Source organism: Pseudomonas sp. 1152_12 (assembly GCF_052850675.1).
The window spans coordinates 103,190-121,391 of sequence record NZ_VXCW01000011.1; the positions used below are offsets into that span (position 1 = coordinate 103,190).

Annotated in this window: 18 protein-coding genes; 9 read left to right on the forward strand and 9 right to left on the reverse strand. The window is 59.2% G+C overall.

Features of this window, described 5'->3' with window-relative positions; translation table 11 throughout:
* Positions 1 to 43 precede the first annotated feature (43 nt).
* The gene (locus FW764_RS20760; protein ID WP_446435482.1) at positions 44 to 262 is read left to right on the forward strand and encodes a DUF2970 domain-containing protein; all 219 of its coding nucleotides are present in this window, start codon (positions 44 to 46) and stop codon (positions 260 to 262) included.
* Here FW764_RS20760 and FW764_RS20765 read toward each other — a convergent pair.
* Positions 259 to 1,326, reverse strand: coding sequence for an ABC transporter substrate-binding protein (locus tag FW764_RS20765; RefSeq protein WP_446435483.1), 1,068 nt, complete (start codon positions 1,324 to 1,326; stop codon positions 259 to 261). The two genes, FW764_RS20760 and FW764_RS20765, sit on opposite strands and share 4 nt — an antisense overlap.
* Positions 1,327 to 1,747: 421 nt before the next feature.
* Between FW764_RS20765 and FW764_RS20770 the strand changes: the two genes are divergently transcribed.
* Together FW764_RS20770 and FW764_RS20775 are read left to right on the forward strand one after the other, a co-directional pair.
* Positions 1,748 to 3,406 (forward strand): nitrite/sulfite reductase, encoded by a 1,659-nt coding sequence (locus tag FW764_RS20770; RefSeq protein WP_446435484.1) that lies wholly within the window; start codon positions 1,748 to 1,750, stop codon positions 3,404 to 3,406.
* Complete coding sequence (locus FW764_RS20775; RefSeq protein WP_058421468.1) at positions 3,390 to 3,884, forward strand: DUF934 domain-containing protein; 495 nt, start codon at positions 3,390 to 3,392, stop codon at positions 3,882 to 3,884. The genes FW764_RS20770 and FW764_RS20775 overlap by 17 nt, the downstream gene beginning before the upstream one ends.
* Before the next feature lie 108 nt (positions 3,885 to 3,992).
* Here the strand turns inward: FW764_RS20775 and FW764_RS20780 are convergent, their stop codons facing one another.
* Complete coding sequence (locus tag FW764_RS20780) at positions 3,993 to 4,397, reverse strand: MerR family transcriptional regulator (RefSeq protein ID WP_446435485.1); 405 nt, start codon at positions 4,395 to 4,397, stop codon at positions 3,993 to 3,995.
* A 72-nt stretch (positions 4,398 to 4,469) separates the two neighbouring features.
* On the opposite strand from FW764_RS20780, the gene FW764_RS20785 reads away from it, so the two are divergent.
* Positions 4,470 to 5,702: an NADH:flavin oxidoreductase/NADH oxidase family protein gene (locus FW764_RS20785; protein ID WP_446435486.1), complete on the forward strand. Its 1,233-nt coding sequence runs from the start codon at positions 4,470 to 4,472 to the stop codon at positions 5,700 to 5,702.
* Positions 5,703 to 5,779: 77 nt separating this feature from the next.
* Complete coding sequence (gene poxB / locus FW764_RS20790; protein WP_446435487.1) at positions 5,780 to 7,504, forward strand: ubiquinone-dependent pyruvate dehydrogenase; 1,725 nt, start codon at positions 5,780 to 5,782, stop codon at positions 7,502 to 7,504.
* A gap of 79 nt (positions 7,505 to 7,583) precedes the next feature.
* Here poxB and FW764_RS20795 read toward each other — a convergent pair whose 3' ends face one another.
* Positions 7,584 to 8,141 carry an NADPH-dependent FMN reductase gene (locus tag FW764_RS20795; protein ID WP_446435488.1) on the reverse strand — a complete coding sequence of 186 codons (558 nt, stop codon included), beginning with the start codon at positions 8,139 to 8,141 and terminating at the stop codon, positions 7,584 to 7,586.
* 227 nt (positions 8,142 to 8,368) lie between these two features.
* On the opposite strand from FW764_RS20795, the gene FW764_RS20800 reads away from it, so the two are divergent.
* On the forward strand, positions 8,369 to 8,605 hold the full coding sequence (locus tag FW764_RS20800) for a hypothetical protein (RefSeq protein WP_083358026.1): 237 nt from the start codon (positions 8,369 to 8,371) through the stop codon (positions 8,603 to 8,605).
* Positions 8,606 to 8,665: 60 nt separating this feature from the next.
* Here the strand turns inward: FW764_RS20800 and FW764_RS20805 are convergent, their stop codons facing one another.
* The gene (locus tag FW764_RS20805; protein WP_446435489.1) at positions 8,666 to 9,010 is read right to left on the reverse strand and encodes a hypothetical protein; all 345 of its coding nucleotides are present in this window, start codon (positions 9,008 to 9,010) and stop codon (positions 8,666 to 8,668) included.
* 256 nt (positions 9,011 to 9,266) lie between these two features.
* Between FW764_RS20805 and FW764_RS20810 the strand changes: the two genes are divergently transcribed.
* On the forward strand, positions 9,267 to 10,160 hold the full coding sequence (locus tag FW764_RS20810; RefSeq protein WP_446435490.1) for a LysR substrate-binding domain-containing protein: 894 nt from the start codon (positions 9,267 to 9,269) through the stop codon (positions 10,158 to 10,160).
* Here FW764_RS20810 and FW764_RS20815 read toward each other — a convergent pair.
* The 5 genes from FW764_RS20815 to FW764_RS20835 all read right to left on the reverse strand — a co-directional run bounded on the left by FW764_RS20815 (position 10,157) and on the right by FW764_RS20835 (position 15,855).
* A complete protein-coding gene (locus FW764_RS20815) occupies positions 10,157 to 10,738 on the reverse strand; it encodes a GNAT family N-acetyltransferase (RefSeq protein WP_446435491.1) in 582 nt (193 codons plus the stop codon). The two genes, FW764_RS20810 and FW764_RS20815, sit on opposite strands and share 4 nt — an antisense overlap.
* A gap of 8 nt (positions 10,739 to 10,746) precedes the next feature.
* A complete protein-coding gene (locus FW764_RS20820; protein ID WP_446435492.1) occupies positions 10,747 to 13,002 on the reverse strand; it encodes an Orn/Lys/Arg family decarboxylase in 2,256 nt (751 codons plus the stop codon).
* A gap of 719 nt (positions 13,003 to 13,721) precedes the next feature.
* A complete protein-coding gene (gene dnaQ / locus FW764_RS20825) occupies positions 13,722 to 14,462 on the reverse strand; it encodes a DNA polymerase III subunit epsilon (protein ID WP_165447649.1) in 741 nt (246 codons plus the stop codon).
* 95 nt (positions 14,463 to 14,557) lie between these two features.
* A complete protein-coding gene (rnhA, locus tag FW764_RS20830; protein ID WP_083358020.1) occupies positions 14,558 to 15,010 on the reverse strand; it encodes a ribonuclease HI in 453 nt (150 codons plus the stop codon).
* An 86-nt stretch (positions 15,011 to 15,096) separates the two neighbouring features.
* The gene (locus tag FW764_RS20835) at positions 15,097 to 15,855 is read right to left on the reverse strand and encodes a class I SAM-dependent methyltransferase (protein WP_446435493.1); all 759 of its coding nucleotides are present in this window, start codon (positions 15,853 to 15,855) and stop codon (positions 15,097 to 15,099) included.
* 65 nt (positions 15,856 to 15,920) lie between these two features.
* Here FW764_RS20835 and gloB point away from each other — a divergent pair, with 65 nt between their 5' ends.
* Both gloB and FW764_RS20845 read left to right on the forward strand, forming a co-directional pair.
* Positions 15,921 to 16,688 carry a hydroxyacylglutathione hydrolase gene (gene gloB / locus FW764_RS20840; RefSeq protein ID WP_446435494.1) on the forward strand — a complete coding sequence of 256 codons (768 nt, stop codon included), beginning with the start codon at positions 15,921 to 15,923 and terminating at the stop codon, positions 16,686 to 16,688.
* Positions 16,689 to 16,786: 98 nt separating this feature from the next.
* Positions 16,787 to 18,187 carry a transglycosylase SLT domain-containing protein gene (locus FW764_RS20845; RefSeq protein WP_446435495.1) on the forward strand — a complete coding sequence of 467 codons (1,401 nt, stop codon included), beginning with the start codon at positions 16,787 to 16,789 and terminating at the stop codon, positions 18,185 to 18,187.
* The last annotated feature ends 15 nt before the right edge of the window (positions 18,188 to 18,202 follow it).

Genomic DNA, 18,202 nt, shown 5'->3' on the forward strand with positions numbered 1-18,202 from the left:
AGTGTCTATGCTCTATCGAGTAGACCTTCCTGACGAGGGCAATATGGACGATCCACTCAATAACAAACCACCCACCTTCTGGCAAATGCTCCACAGCGTGATGGCTGCGGCCTTCGGTGTGCAAAGCGGCAAGAACCGCACCCGAGACTTTACCCACGGCAAACCGAGCCATTTTGTCATCCTGGGTATTGTGTTTACGGCGGTGTTTGCGTTGACGCTGTTCGGCATTGTCCAGTGGGTGCTGCACCTGGCCGGCGTCTAGCGCAGCAACAGTTGCAGGCTGAACGGGTAACGGTAGGACGCGGGCTTGCCCACAGCCGACAGTGCCCGGAAATCCACCGGCGGTGTCGGCCCCAACAAGCGCTGCGCCTGGTCGCGATCAATCAGCTGGAATAAGGCTTCCTGCCGATCGTGCCCGCCGTAAGCGCTGATGTCGACGCCCTTGGCAGCGTCGCTGACCAGCACCATCGCCCAGCCGCCCAAGGTGAAATGCCCGGCGACCAACGTCGTTAGCCGCCCGTCCAGGCGTGCTTTTAAAATGTCCGGCGAACTGTTGACCGCACTGAACAGCACGTCTTTGCCAGGCACCCGCCCACTGCCTTGCAACGCTTGCATCGCGCCCAACGCCATCTCATCGTTGGCCGACCACACCAACGCCGTCTGCGGGTAGCGCTTGAACAACAGCGTGGCCTGCTCGAAGGCGCGCTGGCGGCTCCATTCACCGTAGACCAACTGGCGCAGGCGCACGCCGGGATGCTCGTCCATGGCGCGGCGCAAGCCCTGCTCACGCCGCTGCGCGGCCGGGGTGTTCTTGGCACCGGAGAACGCCAGCAAGTCGAGGGTTTGACCCGTTGCAACCGGGCCATGCTGGCGCAGCAGGTCGGCGAGCATCAGGTAACCCGCCTGCTCGTCATCGGCTACCAGGCTGCCGATCCAACCAGCGTCGTTGCGCGCATCCAGCAATTGCACCTGATCGGCGGTCAGGGCGTTATTGACGATGAGCAATTTGACCCCACTGCCTTGGGCCATGCGCAAGATCTGCGGCGCGACGTATTGCTCATTCACCAGCACCAGGTAATCAGGCCGCTCGGCACCTTGCAGCGCTTCACGGGCCTGCACCAGGGTGTTTTCGGCACTGCGCTCGGAATAACGCACACGCAAATCCAGGCCGAGGTCCTTGGCAGCGGCCTGCATGAATTGCGCGTAGCTGACCCAGAAGGTTTCCGTGGACGTGCCTGGGTTGAGAAATACCACTGACGTCGCATGGGCCATCGCCCCGTACGCCGATCCCACTAACCACACACACGCAATCAAAACCTTCAACATGGTTATTTGAGCCTTGAGCATTGAACCGCAGCATAATGGCAATGCGACACTGAATCGAGGCTCAATCAAGCGTTTTACTGGTGGCTGACCCAGAATACGGCCGTTCCCACCACCAGGATGATCAAGAACAGAATGGCCCAAGCATCAACGGTACTGTCAGGTTTACGGGCTTTAGTCGAATTGCTCATCGCATCGCCTCTTGTCGGTTTTATAGGTGATTGCACTAAGACTCGACGACAGTAAAGATCATGATTGCCCGCATGACAAATGTGGGTATCGCGATAACCCTTCTCATTAGTCATTTTGGTTATGTGCATATACTCAAACATCACTTTTGCGCATAAACGCAAACTGGTATCGTGCGCCGGCTCCGTTGGGAGTGCGCGGCCGTGCGCGCAGATTTGCCGAGAACAGGACCTATATGTACGTATACGACGAATACGATCAGCGCATCATCGAGGACCGCGTCAAGCAGTTCCGTGATCAGACCCGACGCTATCTGGCAGGTGAACTGAGCGAAGAAGAGTTCCGCCCTCTGCGCCTGCAAAATGGCCTTTATGTTCAGCGCTTTGCGCCGATGCTGCGGGTTGCCGTGCCCTATGGCCAACTGACCTCGCGCCAGACGCGCATGATGGCCAAGATCGCCCGCGACTTCGACAAAGGCTACGCCCACATCAGTACCCGCCAGAACGTACAGTTCAACTGGCCGGCGCTGGAGGACGTACCGGACATCCTGGCTGAGTTGGCGACCGTGCAGATGCACGCGATTCAGACCAGCGGTAACTGCCTGCGCAACGTGACCACCGACCAATTTGCCGGTGTTGCCGCCGACGAATTGATCGACCCACGCCCCTGGTGTGAAATTGTCCGTCAGTGGACCACCTTCCACCCTGAATTCGCCTATTTGCCACGCAAGTTCAAGATCGCCATCAATGGCTCGACTTCGGACCGTGCGGCCATCGAAGTGCACGACATTGGCCTTGAGCCGGTGCACAACGCAGCCGCAGAGCTGGGCTTTCGCGTGCTGGTCGGTGGTGGCCTCGGCCGTACGCCGGTGGTGGGAGCATTCATCAACGAGTTCCTGCCGTGGCAGGACCTGCTGAGCTACCTTGACGCCATCCTGCGGGTCTACAACCGCTATGGCCGCCGTGACAACAAGTACAAGGCCCGGATCAAGATCCTGGTCAAAGCGCTGACCCCTGAGGTATTTGCCCAGAAAGTCGACGCTGAAATGGAACACCTGCGCGGCGGCCAGACCACCCTGACCGAAGCCGAAGTACACCGTGTGGCCAAGCACTTCGTCGACCCTGAGTACCAGGCCCTGAGCAATCAGGACGCCGAGCTGGCCGCCCTTGACCAGCAGCACCCAGGTTTCGCCCGCTGGCGTACCCGCAACACCCTGGCGCACAAAAAACCGGGCTACGTGGCAGTGACCCTGTCGCTCAAACCCACCGGCGTTGCACCGGGCGATATCACCGACAAACAGTTGGACGCCGTTGCCGACCTGGCCGAGCGCTACAGCTTCGGCCAACTGCGCACCTCCCACGAGCAGAACATCATTCTCGCCGACGTTGAACAGAGCCAACTGTTCACGCTGTGGGGCGAGCTGCGCGAAGGCGGTTTTGCCACACCGAACATCGGCTTGCTGACCGACATTATCTGCTGCCCGGGCGGCGACTTCTGCTCCCTGGCCAACGCCAAGTCGATCCCGATCGCCGAATCGATCCAGCGCCGTTTCGACGATCTGGACTACCTGTTCGACATCGGCGAGCTGGACCTCAACATCTCCGGTTGCATGAACGCCTGTGGTCACCACCACGTCGGTCACATCGGCATCCTGGGCGTGGATAAGAAAGGCGAAGAATTCTACCAAGTGTCCCTGGGTGGCAGCGCCAGCCGCGATGCGAGCCTGGGCAAGATCCTCGGCCCGTCCTTCGCCCAGGAAGCCATGCCCGAGGTGATCGGCAAGCTGATCGATGTGTACATTGAACAGCGCACCGAAGATGAGCGTTTCATCGACACCTACCAGCGCATCGGCATTGACCTGTTCAAGGAGCGCGTCTATGCAGCGAATCATTAAGAACAACGAAGTCCTCGACGAAACCTGGCACCTGCTGCCCAAGGACGCGAGCTTTGACGGCATTTCCAACTGCGACGACCTGATCGTGCCGTTGGCCCTGTGGCGCGAGCACGCTCACGCCCTCAAGGCCCGCGACGGCGGCCTGGGTGTGTGGCTGGACGCCGATGAAGAAGCCGAAGAGATCGGTGATGACGTGCAGCACTTCCAAGTCATCGCGCTGAACTTCCCGGCCTTCACCGACGGGCGTAACTACTCCAACGCCCGCCTGCTGCGTGACCGTTATGGTTACAAAGGCGAGCTGCGCGCGATTGGCGACGTGCTGCGCGACCAACTGTTCTACCTGCGCCGCTGCGGGTTCGATGCCTTCGCCTTGCGCGCCGACAAAGACCCGTACGAAGCCCTGGAAAGCCTCAAGGACTTCTCGGTGACGTACCAGGCGGCCACGGATGAGCCGTTGCCGCTGTTCCGTCGTCGCTAAGCGTTAGCCCATGAAAAAGCCCTGGCATGCCAGGGCTTTTTTGTCTCGGTTTTGATGATCGTTCCCATGCTCTGCGTGGTAATGCCGAGCGTGGCCACGGTCATACGATCATGCGGTATGTTTGATCGACGCCAGTACCTGCTTTTGCCCCATGGAACACGGTACACCTTGCGGCTGCGCGCGCACCGCTTCGATAACACCGAGCAACTGCGCCTTGCTGTGCGTCAACTGCACCTGCATCGCTTCAATTTGCTGTACCTTGCGCTCCAATGCCTCAATCAGTTCGTCACGCTTGTGCTCGCCCGGCGCCGGCATCAGGGCCTTAAGCTCCTGCAAGGTGAACCCGGCCTGCTGCGCGCTTTGAATCAACTGCAGGGTCTGTAGCGCTTCGGCTGAATAGCGCCGATAGCCATTGGCCTGGCGCCCCACCTGACTGATCAGCCCTTCGGCCTCATAAAAGCGAATACGCGACGCCGCCAACCCGCTCTGTTTTGCCAGCTCACCAATATTCATCGCCACACTCTGCTTGACATTAAAGTTAACTTTAAGCTTAGCCTGAGGCCTCCCGCACTCAGGAGTCAACGCATGTCACCTTTCGAAGCCTTACAACTGCCCAACGGCCAAGTCCTCGCCAACCGCATCGCCAAGGCGGCGATGGAAGAGAACATGGCGGACGCCAAGCAAGCGCCGTCGCGCGAATTGAAGCAGCTGTACGAAGCCTGGGCGGACGGTGAGCCGGGTTTGTTGCTGACCGGCAACGTGATGATCGACCGTCGCGCCATGACCGGACCCGGCGGCGTCGCGCTCGAAGATGAGCAGCACTTGGACAGCTTTCGCGAGTGGGCCGATGTGGCGCGCGCCAAGGGCGTGCACTTCTGGGTGCAACTCAGTCATCCGGGGCGCCAGACCATGGCCAACCTGGGCCAGCAAGCGTTGGCACCCTCCGCTGTAGCCCTTGACCTGGGCGGTTTTTCGAAGATGTTCGCCAAGCCCAAGGCGATGACCGAAGACGACATTCAAGAGGTGATCAAACGCTTTGCCACCAGCGCGCGCCTGGCCGAGAAAGCCGGGTTTACCGGGGTGCAGATCCACGGCGCGCATGGCTACTTGATCAGTCAATTTCTCTCGCCACTGAGTAACCAACGCACCGACCGCTGGGGCGGCTCCTTGGAAAACCGCGCGCGCCTGCTGTTGGAGGTCATCAACGCGGTTCGCGCCAACGTCAGCGCGTCCTTTTGCGTGGCGGTGAAGCTCAACTCGGCAGACTTCCAACGCGGCGGATTTGCAGAAGCCGATGCGCGCGCCGTGGTCGAGATGCTCAACCCGCTGCCCATCGATCTGCTGGAATTATCCGGTGGCAGTTACGAAGCGCCAGCCATGCAGGGCGACGCGCGGGACGGCCGCACGCTGGCCCGTGAGGCGTACTTTCTGGAGTTTGCCAAGGCATTGGCGAGCGTCGCCAAGATGCCGCTGATGGTCACCGGCGGCATTCGTCGCCTGCCCATCGTGCAACAGGTGCTGGACAGCGGCATCGCCATGGCCGGCATCGCCACCGCCCTGACCCTGGAGCCGCAACTGATTAAACACTGGCGTGAAGGTCGCGATCTGAACCCGCAACTCAACCCCATCAACTGGCAACGCAAACCCCTCGCCGCCCTCGCCACCTTGGCCGTGGTGCGCTACCAGATGCGCCGGCTGAGCCGTGGCCACCGTCCCCAGCCCGAGGTAACACCCTGGCTGGCGCTGTTGCGTGACCAATGGTTCATCGCCCGCCGCACCCGCCAATACCGCGCCGCCATGACGCAATCTTCACATTAAAGGGTGAACATCCGCCGTGGTCGAACGGTCCTCTAATGATCAGAAGCTTTTAAACTCACTGACGATTGGAGTTCTTCATGGCGAAAATCAACCTGGCCCAGCAATTGGCGACCACCCTTGAGCAGGCGGGCATCAAGCGCATCTGGGGCCTGACCGGCGATAGCCTCAACGGCCTGACCGACGCCCTGCGCACCATGGACAGCATCGAATGGATGCACGTACGCCACGAAGAGGTGGCCGCGTTCGCCGCCGGTGCCGAAGCCGCCACCACCGGTGAACTGACGGTGTGCGCCGGCAGTTGTGGGCCGGGCAACCTGCACTTGATCAATGGCCTGTTCGACTGCCATCGCAACCATGTGCCGGTGCTGGCGATTGCTGCGCAAATTCCGTCTTCGGAGATCGGCCTGAACTACTTTCAGGAAACCCATCCCCAGGCGCTGTTCAAGGAGTGCAGCCACTTTATCGAGCTGGTGACCAACCCCGAGCAAATGCCCCACGTACTGCATCGCGCGATGCGCTCGGCAATCCTCAATCGGGGTGTCGCGGTCGTAGTCATCCCCGGCGATGTGTCGCTGCTGGAAGTCGAAGACAAACTCAAGCCATGGCCGGCCCTGCACGCACCGCGCACCTTGCCGGCCGAACAGGACCTGCAACACCTCACCGAGATCCTGCAGAGCAGCGAGAAGGTCACCCTGCTGTGCGGCAGTGGCTGCGCTGGTGCCCACGACCACGTGGTGGCCCTGGCCGACACCCTCGGCGCGCCGGTTGTGCATGCCTTGCGCGGCAAAGAGCATGTGGAATGGGACAACCCATTCGGTGTAGGCATGACCGGCCTGATCGGCTTCAGCTCGGGTTACCACGCGATGCTCAACTGCGACACGCTGATCATGCTCGGCACTGACTTCCCCTATCGCCAGTTCTACCCGAGCGATGCGAAAATCATCCAGGTCGACCGCAACCCGCAGGCGCTGGGGCGTCGTGCCACGCTGGACCTGGGCATCGCGGCCGATGTCAGCGAGACCCTCAAGGCGCTGCTGCCACGCTTGACCCGCAAGACCGATCGCAGCTTCCTCGAGAGGTCGTTGAAGCATTACGACAAAGCCCGCCAAGGCCTGGATGACTTGGCCGAACCCTCAAAGGCTGACCGGCCGATCCACCCGCAATACGTGGCGCGCTTGCTCAGCGAGTTGGCGGATGACGATGCCATCTTCACCGCTGACGTCGGCTCGCCCACTGTCTGGGCTGCGCGCTACTTGAAAATGAACGGCAAACGCCGCCTGATCGGCTCGTTCAACCACGGCTCGATGGCCAATGCCATGCCGCAGGCCATCGGCGCGCAGGCGGCCTTTCCCGGGCGACAAGTGATTTCGATGTCCGGCGACGGTGGCTTCGCCATGTTGATGGGCGACTTCATCTCGCTGGCGCAGTTGAAACTGCCGGTAAAAGTCATTGTGTTCGATAACTCGTCACTGGGTTTCGTGGCCATGGAAATGAAAGCCGCCGGTTACCTGGACACCGGCACCGAGTTGAAAAACCCAGACTTCGCAGCGATGTCCAACGCCATGGGGATTCTGGGGATTCGTGTAGAGCAATCCGAAGACCTTGAGCCGGCCTTGCGCCGTGCCCTGGCCCACGACGGACCGGTGCTGGTGGATGTGGTCACGGCGACTCAAGAACTGGTGATGCCACCGAGTATCAAGCTCGAGCAGGCCAAGGGGTTCAGCTTATACATGCTCAAGGCGGTGATGAGCGGGCGAGGTGATGAAGTGATCGAGCTGGCACGCACCAACTGGTTACGCTGAACGTGATTGTGGGGGGATTTATGTACATATCCGTTGCTGCAGCAACGGATATGTCCTCAATAGCCGCCACCTCCCCCCATCAGCCCAACTGCTTCTCAACCCATTTCCCATAAGCATCAATAAACGCCTGCAAAAACGGCTTGGTCTTCTCCGACACCTTACCCGCCTCATCAAACACACTGCCCGCGCCACCCAGGTACGCTTCCGGCTGCTGCATGCACGGCACATCGAGGAACACCAGGGACTGGCGCAGATGATGGTTGGCACCAAAGCCCCCAATCGCCCCCGGCGACACACTGATGATCGCCCCAGGCTTGCCGCTGTAGACGCTTTGCCCGTACGGTCGCGAACCAACGTCGATGGCATTCTTCAACGGCGCAGGCACGGAACGGTTGTATTCCGGGGTCACAAACAGCACCGCGTCGGATGAACGTACCTGTTGGCGGAAAGTACTGTAGGCTGCGGGCGGTGATGCCCCGTCGATGTCTTCGTTGTAGAGCGGCAAATCGCCAATTTCGACGATGTTCAACTTGAGAGTGGCAGGGGCCAGTTCGGCCAAGGCCAGGGCGACCTTGCGGTTGATCGACTCTTTTCTAAGGCTGCCCACCAGGACGGCAATCGTGTAGACCTTGCTCATTGAGGTTTTCCGACGTCTGACTAAAGGAGCTAGTAGTTATAGAGTCTTCGCGGCAGGTTAACCAGAAGGTTTTGATAATCTTAAAGCCGTTTTCAACGCACTCACACGCGTAGGAAGCGTCTGAAAACTTCAAAGAATAGTATTTTTTTTCCATAGGTAAACTACCCCACTCCATGACGGTCTACAGAACCGCAAATCGAGTGTTTATCTCCAGAGGTTCTAAACAGATGGCTGCAGTACTTGTCGGACAGTTTCATGCCAGAGACGCGGAAGGACGCGTGTATTCGGTGCATGAGTTCCAGGAATCCAACCCGGCGCAAGGCGACCTGGCTGGCTCGGCGCCCTCCACTACCTACAAGCTGGCCATTGGCGATCGTGTAGAAAAGCTGGACGGCGATGAATTCAAATTGATCCAGTCGGGGACCATTATTGTCCGCGAATCGCAAACGGTCCTCGCTTCATAAGATCTCGCCTTGTCTGCCTGCTCAGTCCTGGCCATTGATGGCATAGACTGGGCAGGGCGATCACGGCCGGAGTATCTGCGTCACCTCAACGTCCTGCTCGCCGTCCATCTGCTTGAGTGTCACCATCAATCGCCCCCGCTCCCCTTCCACCGCATACAGCGAACGCTTGTAGCCCGGCGCGCCATACGCGGGATAGGCCACCACTTGCCTGACCAACGCAATCTCCAGCACCGCCCCCACCTGCTCGCTTACCTGCTCCTGAGAACGGATAAACGCCTCGAACGTGAGGTTTTCGGCGGTGTGTTCATCGTGATGATCGAAGAGATAAGCAGCCACGCACCCGACAGTCACCAGGACCAGCAGTTGCTTGGCCGTTACCCCGAGGAGTTTCGAGGGTAAAGGCATGTGAGACAGACCTGTTTTTGTTGTATTGGTCGTTTTTAATCAGAGCAGCCATTCTAATCAGGTCAACGGGTAATGCCAGATGAATCAATTGTCGCCGCAGGTAATCTCTTTATTAGCCCCGACGCCGCCCAGCGTAGAGTCCTTGCCCAACGAAAACTGGTCAGAGGGCACGTGGGCCTTTGCGGTCGCGATCAAGGCTCGCGCTGTTTTCTCTGTAACCATTGAAACCCCACCGCACTGAACATAGACTCCGGCGATGCGTTTACGTCATATCGAAGTAATTCAGGCCATCTTGCAGACCGGACACCTCGGCACGGCCGCCGAATGGTTGCAACTTCCCGTGGACGATGTGGACGCGACCCTTAAGGATGCCGAGCAGCAATTGGGCTTTATGCTGTTTGCCAGCGTGCGCGGGCGTTTGCAAGCGACGCGTGAAACACTTGAGCTGCAGGCCGAAATCACTCACATCTACGAAGCGCTGGAACCGGTACAACGCCTGGCCAGCCGCTTGAAACACCATCACGCCGCGACCTTGCGCGCACTGTGCACCCCGCCCCTGGCCAATCAACTGTTGCCACAAAGTATCGCGCTGCTGCGTCGACGTTTCCAGGACACGCCGTGCAACCTGTCGAGCCAACCGACGCGGGAAATTGTCAGGAGCCTGCTCTTGCACGAAGCCGATGTGGGCCTGAGCCTGCACGACCCGCAACACCCGCAAATCCAAAGCACCGTGCTGGCCGAGGGCAAATTGCAACTGCTCGCGCCGCATGGCTGGCTCAAACCCAAGCAAAAGTACATCGCGCTGCAGGACCTGGCCGGACAGTCGATGATCGGGCTTGAGGGGCATGACCCGTTGAGCCGCCTGCTGGACGCCAAGCTGCACGCCCTGCGCCCGCTGCCGGTGGTGCAGACGCGGGTGCAGACCTACCAGATGATGCGCAGCATGGTAGAAGCCGGGGAAGGCCTGGCGATTGTCGACCCATTCACCGCATTCGGTGCGCGCGAGGTTGGGCTGGATGCGTGCCCGGTGTCGCCGCCGATCATGGTCAGGCTGTACGCATTGACCCTCAAGGAGGGCGTGACTTCTCCGGCATTAAATACGTTGCTGGAAATTGTCACGCAGAAGGCCGACAGCTTGCTGGTGAGTTAAACCTGTTCGAGTTCCGACTTGAACAACCGATACCAGAAAATCGCCACTTCGCGGGTGTGCGGATCAATCCCGCGATAACGCAGGTGGTCGATCCCGCCCATCACATAGCCACAACGTTCATACAGACGGCAGGCGCCGAGGTTGTTGTTTTGAGTTTCGAGCATCATACCCGGCAGGTTTTTCTTGCGGCTCCAGAACTGCGCCACATCCAGTAAAGCCTTGGCCACACCATAGCGTCGCGCAGGCAAGGCCACCGCCAGTTCGTCGACGTGGGCAAAACCGTTCCAGTTGGTACTGACGACAACATGCCCCACCGCGCGGTCATCCAAGTACGCCATAAAGATCGCGCTGTCGGCTGCATCGCGAAAACTGGAAAACTCTTCCGGGTCGATGCCATAACACTTGCGGTACGGCACGATGCGTTCCACAGCCCATTGATCGACACGCCTGCCCATCTCCGGCACGCCATAGGCACTGACCTCAAAGCTGAAATCATTGCCCCACACGTAGGCATCAAAGCCTTCGTCGGCGACCCGTACGCTGAGCCCCGGATACTTCGGGTTCATTACAGCTTGCATAAACATCCTTAACCCTTGATGCAATCGACAGTGTAACAACCACCCGTGCCGTCATCTTCGTGTTGCAACCCATGAACATCGGCGACAAAGCCGGGAAAACCGCTATCGAACGTGCGGGCAAATGCCAGGTAGTCGATGATCGATCGCGTCGACTCGGTAAAGCGCTCGCCCGGCATAATCAACGGAATGCCCGGCGGATAAGGCACCAGCATCACGGCGGCGGTACGCCCTGGCAAGGCGTCAATCGAAACCGCCTCCACTTCACCCTTGACCAATTGGTCGTAGGCGTCGGCCGGTTTCATGGCAATTTCCGGCAGTACCGTGTACATCCGCTTGAGGTGTTTGGCCGTGGCATTGCTACGGTAACAGCTGTGCAATTGATCGCACAGGTCACGCAAGCCCAGGCCATGATAGCGCGCCGGGCCTTGGGCAAACACTGACGGCAAGCAGCTTGCCAAGCTCACATTCGCGTCATAATTGCGCTTGAACTCCAGTAATTCGGTAAGCAAGGTACTCCATTTGCCCTTGGTAATGCCCATGGAAAACAGCACGAGGAAGGAATAAAGCCCAGTCTTTTCCACTACCAGCCCACGCTCCCAGAGGAATTTACTGACTACCGCAGCAGGAATCCCGCAATCGCTCAAGGCGCCACCGGCGTTCAGGCCGGGCATCACCAAGGTCACTTTGATCGGGTCGAGCAGCACGTAATCTTCGGCTACCTCGCCAAAGCCGTGCCAGTCATCCTGCGGGTGCAATAGCCAATCCGCCGTGGCAACACGGTCGATGCCGGCCACCGACGGTGGTTGCCAGATGGAAAACCACCAATCCTCGGCAGCAATATGCTGACGCAAATTCGCTAACGCACGCCGAAAGCTCAGGGCCTCATCGAACATTTCCTGCAGCAGCGACCGGCCGGCCGGGCCTTCCATCATCGCCGATGCGACATCCAGCGAAGCGATGATGCTGTATTGCGGTGAAGTGGAAATATGCATCATGAACGCTTCGTTGAAACGGTCGCGGTCCAGTTGCCGTGCGCCGCCATCCTGCACATGAATCATTGAGGCCTGGCTGAAGGCCGCCAGCAACTTGTGGGTTGAGTGGGTGGTAAACACCAGCGGGCTATCCGCGGTGCGCGAGGTCCCCATGCCGTAACGCCCGGCAAAGAACTCATGAAAGGCCGCGTAGGCGTACCAGGCCTCGTCGAAGTGCAGCACCTCGACACTGTTGCCCAATTGGCGCTTGATCAATTCGGCGTTGTAGCACAGGCCGTCGTAGGTGGAGTTGGTGACCACCGCCAACTTTACTTTGGGCGGTCGGCCACGCGTCAAGGGGCTGGCTTCGATTTTGGCACGGATCGACTCGGGGCTGAATTCGCTCAAGGGAATCGGGCCGATAATCCCCAGCTCATTGCGCTCCGGGCACAGGTACAGAGGGATCGCGCCAGTCATGATGATCGAGTGCAACACTGACTTGTGGCAGTTACGGTCCACCAACACCAAGTCGTCGCGGCCGACCATGGAGTGCCAGACGATCTTGTTGGCGGTCGAGGTGCCGTTAATCACAAAAAACGTGTGATCGGCGCCAAAGTTACGTGCGGCACGGGCTTCGGCTTCGGCCAAAGGCCCGGTGTGATCGAGCAGCGAACCCAGTTCAGGCACCGACACGGACAAGTCAGAACGCAAGGTATTTTCGCCGAAGAATTGATGAAACGCCTGCCCTACCGGGCTCTTGCGATAGGCTACGCCGCCACCATGGCCGGGCGTGTGCCAGGAGTAATTGGAGTCGGCGGTGTGTTGCACCAAAGCTTTGAAGAAGGGCGGCAACAAGCCATCAAGGTAGGCGCGCGCGGCGCGCGCGACTTGCCGGGCCAAAAACGGCACGGTGTCTTCGAACAGATAAAGAATGCCGCGCAGTTGGTTCAGTTCGCTCATGGCATCGGCAGGTGCGTTTTCCAGGGTGACTTGCTCGCCCAAGGCAAAAATCGGCAGGTTAGGCGCCCTCACCCGCGCCAGGCGGATCAGCTCGACCATGTTTTGCAGCAGGTGGGTATTTTCCCCGGCACCTTCGGCAGCGATCAACATGCACGCCAGGCCATGGTGGGTCGACGCCACTAGCCGACCTTCGGCGTAGTCCACGGCGGAAAAGATACTGAAACCCTCTTGCTCCAGCTCTCGGGCGATGCCTCGAACCCGGTCACCGGCAACGGTATCGGCCTTGATGTCACGATGTACGATAAGAACAGGGAACTTCAGGTCTTTGTACATGAGTGCTGATAGTCCTGAGGGCTATGTACTCAGGGTAGAAGCTGGGAGCGGATGTGGCGAATGAAGATTTTACAGGCGCTGTAAATCAGCTGTGGGAGCTGGCTTGCCTGCGATGGGCATAGGTATCTACGCAACTTTTTGTGTTGCTTTTAGCCTGCGATGGTTTAGGTAGATTGAGTACATATCCGTTGCTGCGGTAACGGCTTCGTAGGGTTCCGCTCTTACAGCGGCTCACTTTTGGAAAGACCCAAAAGTAAGCAAAAGGTCTTTGCCCCACCACTCGGTGCCTCGCCTAGGCTCGGCATGCCCTCACTCCGGCCATCGTGGTTTAACGGGGCGCCTAAGATCAAGATCAAAAGCAAGAGCACGGCGGCCTAGTAGCCGACCTGAGTGGTTGAAGCAAAAGCACAGCAGCACACTCTCTGTCTGATGTACCGAGATCTAAATGTGGGAGCGGGCTTGCTCGCGAAGGCGGTGGGTCAGTTACACATGAGCTGGCTGCCCCACCGCCTTCGCGAGCAAGTCGAATCGTCGCACCGCCGCGCCCACAATTTTGACCGAGTTTAGCTGCCAACACCGCAATGCTCTGCTTTTCTGTGGGAGCTGGCTTGTCGGATCGCCGCACCGCTGCGATGCAGGCACCTCGGTGTATCAGGGACAACCCGTTGATGCCATCGCAGGCAAGCCAGCTCCCACCGTTTGATCAAGTTCAGCCGATCTTATTGCTGCGTCAGCTGCGACCACAACGCCGGCGCACCGGCCGACTTGGCAATCGCTTCCAACCGCGTGGCATGCTCAGCCAAATCCTGCTCACTGGCACGAATGATCGGAGTGGGCTTGCGATCCGCCGGCAGACGGCGAATTTCCGAAGGGCGGTTGCCTGAACCTTCCGCTGAGCCGTTGCCGTCAGAGGCGTTACCCGCCAGGGACAGGCTGGTTTGCCCGCCGGTCATGGTCAGGTAAACGTCAGCGAGAATCTCGGAGTCGAGCAAGGCGCCGTGCAGTTCACGCCCCGAGTTGTCGACGCCGTAGCGTTTGCACAACGCATCCAGGCTGTTGCGTTGGCCCGGGTGACGCTCACGGGCCATCATCAGGGTGTCGAGAATTGAGCAGTGCTGGGAAATATCCGCACGCTCGGTCTGCCCCATCAGCGCAAATTCATTATTGATGAAACCGACGTCGAACGCCGCGTTATGGATGATCAACTGGGCGCCGTTGATGAACTCGAAAAACTCATCGGCCACTTCAGCAAATCGTGGCTTGCCTTTGAGGAACTCGTCGGTGATACCGTGGACGCCGATCGCGCCTTCGTCACTGTCGCGGTCCGGTTGCAGGTAGACGTGGAAGTGGCGACCGGTGAGACGTCGACCCATCAATTCGACACAGCCGATTTCGATGATCCGGTGACCATCGGTCACCGGCATGCCGGTGGTTTCGGTATCGAGTACAACAGATCGGATGGCCATCAGGGTTCAGCTCTCAACGGTGGTAGGCAGTAGGGTGTGAGTCAAGGGGGCGCAATGTTAACACGCCAGGCCCCACGCAACGCTTAAAGTCAGCTCTGCTTGTAGCCCCGCACTTCATCCACGCCACGGTTGGCCAACTGGTCTGCACGTTCGTTACCCGCGTGACCGATGTGCCCACGCACCCATTTCCAGGTGATGTTATGGCGGTTGCATTGCTCATCGAGCAGTTGCCACAGGTCGGCATTTTTCACCGGTTCCTTGGCGGCGGTTTTCCAGCCGCGCTTCTTCCAATTGACCATCCACTCGTTGATGCCTTTCATCACGTATTGCGAGTCGGTCACCAACAGCACGTCACAGCGGCGCTTAAGTTCTTCCAGCCCACGAATGGCGCCCATCAGCTCCATGCGGTTGTTGGTGGTGTTGGCTTCTCCGCCCCACAACTCCTTCTCCACGCCCTTGCATACCAACAAGGCGCCCCAGCCGCCAGGGCCGGGGTTGCCTTTGCAGGCGCCATCGGTGAAGAGTTCTACGCTATCGGTCATCGGTTGCATCCATCAAAACGGGCTGGCGGTTATCAACCGACAGTATCCCGAGGCCAAGCGTCTCGGCCGGTAATCAAAAAGAGGTTTTACGGTTCGCTTTGCTTGCGATTGACCTTGGCCATCGGCATAGGCACCAGCTTGCCCATAGGTTGGCGCAGCACCTGGCGTACCGGTCGCAGCCCGACCACGATCTTGCGCGCCACCAGTAAATAGAAGCCGCCACCCGACAGTTGCCAGGCACCGGCCCGGCGTTCCCAGCCAGCCAGGCGGCCTTGCCATTTGGTCGACGCAAGCGGCGGACGATAGCACCCGAAGCGGCGTTTCTCCAGCGCAAAGCCCAGCAGGTTCAGCCAGTCGCCCACCCGCGACGGCGAGATACAGCGCGCCTGACGCAGGGCGTCATGGGCGAATACATGGCGCAGGCCCCAACTGCTCCAGGGGTTGATGCCGACAATCAGCAAATGGCCACCCGGGCGCACACTGCTCGCGGCTTCGCGCAGCAACCCGTGGGGCGACAGGCAAAAATCCAGCCCATGTTGCAACACCACCACGTCGGCGGCGTGCTCGCTCAAGGGCCAGGCCTGCTCTTCGCACACAATCTCCACACCGGGCAACGGCGCACCGAGGCGCACATTGCGCTGCACCTGGGGCGCAGCAGGCGGCGTCTGGGCCGACGGACCGTAATGCACAAGGTAGCCGCCGAAGAACCGGCCCAACTCGTCCTCAAGCATGCGCCGTTCTTCATCCAGCAGAAATTGCCCGATCGGCCCGCAAAACCAATCACGGGCTGCGCTGATCAGGGCCAGCCATTCAGGATCGGCCTGGGCGAACGCTTTATCAGTCATTGCATTCTCCAACTCGCCTAGACGTTCTAAGATGCACCAATGTGTTCAGCTTGGCGAATCGAAGAATGATACAGATCAGTGCCCTACCCGCCTTCACCGACAACTACATCTGGTTGTTACAGGACCCGCAGACCCAACGCTGCGCCGTGGTCGACCCCGGCGATGCCGCGCCGGTGCTGGCCTGGCTCAAACAGAACCCGCAGTGGACCCTCAGCGATATCCTGATTACCCACCATCACCATGATCATGTGGGCGGTGTCGAGCAACTCAAAAGTGTGACTAATGCCAAGGTCTACGGCCCGGCGAACGAGAAGATCCCGGCACGGGACGTCGCCTTGCTCGATAACGACCGCGTCACGGTATTGGGCTGGGACTTTGACATTTATAGCGTGCCGGGGCACACCCTTGGCCATATTGCCTTTTACCACCAAGGCGTGCTGTTTTGCGGCGACACCCTGTTTGCCGCCGGTTGCGGCCGCTTGTTCGAAGGCACACCGGAACAAATGCACACCTCGCTGGAACGCCTGGCCGCTTTGCCCGCTGAAACCCTGGTGTACTGCACCCATGAGTACACACAAAGTAACCTCAAATTCGCCCAGGCCGTAGAACCGGGCAACGCCGAGATCGCCGAACGTGTGGAGCACGTCAACCAACTGCGGGCTCGCGGCGAAATGACGCTGCCTTCCAACCTGGCCCTGGAAAAACGTACTAACCCTTTTCTACGCACCGCTGAAACATCCGTTAAACAAAAAGCAGACGAACGGAATGGGCGCGACAACGGCTCTGGGGCCGAGGTGTTTGCTAGCTTGAGGGCCTGGAAAGATAAGTTCTAAGAGGACTCAATCTGATACGGAAATTCTGAATGGTTGACCGGAACCAAAGCGCTTTCTAGAATCGCCCGACATTTTTGCCCGGAACTTACTTCCAGCCAATGTCGTCATCTATTCGTAAATCCATCTCTTCAGACGCATTGACCCGCCTGGCTCAAGCCGTGGCGGTGGCTGTATCCGCGACTCTGGCGGGCTGCCAATCGACAAATTTCGCTGCACAACCCACCGTGCAACCCAAACCCAATCTTGCTGCCAAGATCAGGCAAAAACCTATTTGGCTATCAGAGAAGCCCAGCCCCGAAGTCCCCCAGGATGTCTGGGAACGCATGCGACGGGGCTTTCAATTGCAGGACGGCCTGGGCGTCAACCCGCGCATCGAGCAACAGCGCTTGTGGTTCGCCAGCAACCCGTCCTTTTTAGAGAACGCCGGAGAACGCGGCAGTCTCTACATTCATTACATCGTCGAACGCCTTGAAGAACGCAACATGCCCCTGGAGCTGGCGCTGCTGCCAGTGATTGAAAGTGCGTACAACCCAATGGCCTATTCGCGCAGCGATGCAGTTGGCTTGTGGCAGTTCATCCCGTCCACCGGGCGCTACTTCAACCTGCGCCAGACCCGCGCCTACGACGGCCGCCGCGACATCACCGCCTCAACCACTGCCGCCCTGGACTATCTGACGCGTCTGCATGACATGTTCAACGGCGACTGGTTGCTGGCCCTGGCGGCGTATAACGCCGGCGAAGGTACCGTCAGCCGGGCCATCGAGCGTAACGAGAAGCTCGGCCTGCCTACCGACTACTGGAACCTGCCGCTGCCACAGGAAACCAAGGACTACGTACCCAAGTTCCTGGCGCTGTCCCAGGTAGTGCTGGCCCCCGAGGCCTACGGCATCAACCTGAACCCGATTGCCAATACCCCGTACTTCAAAGTGGTTGAAGTCAAGCAAAGCATGGACCTGTCTCGGGTTGCCGCGCTGGCGGAAATCGACGAAGACGAACTGTTCCAACTCAACCCCGCCTTGAAACAACGCACCACGCTGGATGGCCCTCAACATTTGCTGGTGCCAAGTTCCAAGGCGCAACTGCTCACCAGCACCCTTTCGACGATGAAGCCGGAAGAGCTGTTGGCGATGCGCCCGAAAAAGCAGGTGTTCGACGAAGTCGAGACCTCACGAGTGGCCGGCCGCAGCCGCAGCTATAAGGTGCGCAGCGGTGACAACCTCACGCTCATCGCCAAGGCAAACAAGGTCAACGTGCATGATCTGCAACGTTGGAACAAGCTCAATGGCCAGGCCCTCAAGGTCGGCCAGACCCTGGTGATGCAAGACACGCGCAAGCTGGTAGCCAAGAAGCCGGTGCAGTACAAGGTCAAGAAAGGCGACTCGCTGTACATCGTCGCCAAGCGCTTCAACGTTGAGATGCAACATCTCAAGCGCTGGAACCCGCGCACCGGCCAGGCGTTGAAACCTGGGCAGATGCTGGTGGTTTCCGGACCAAGATAAACCGCTGCGCAAGCA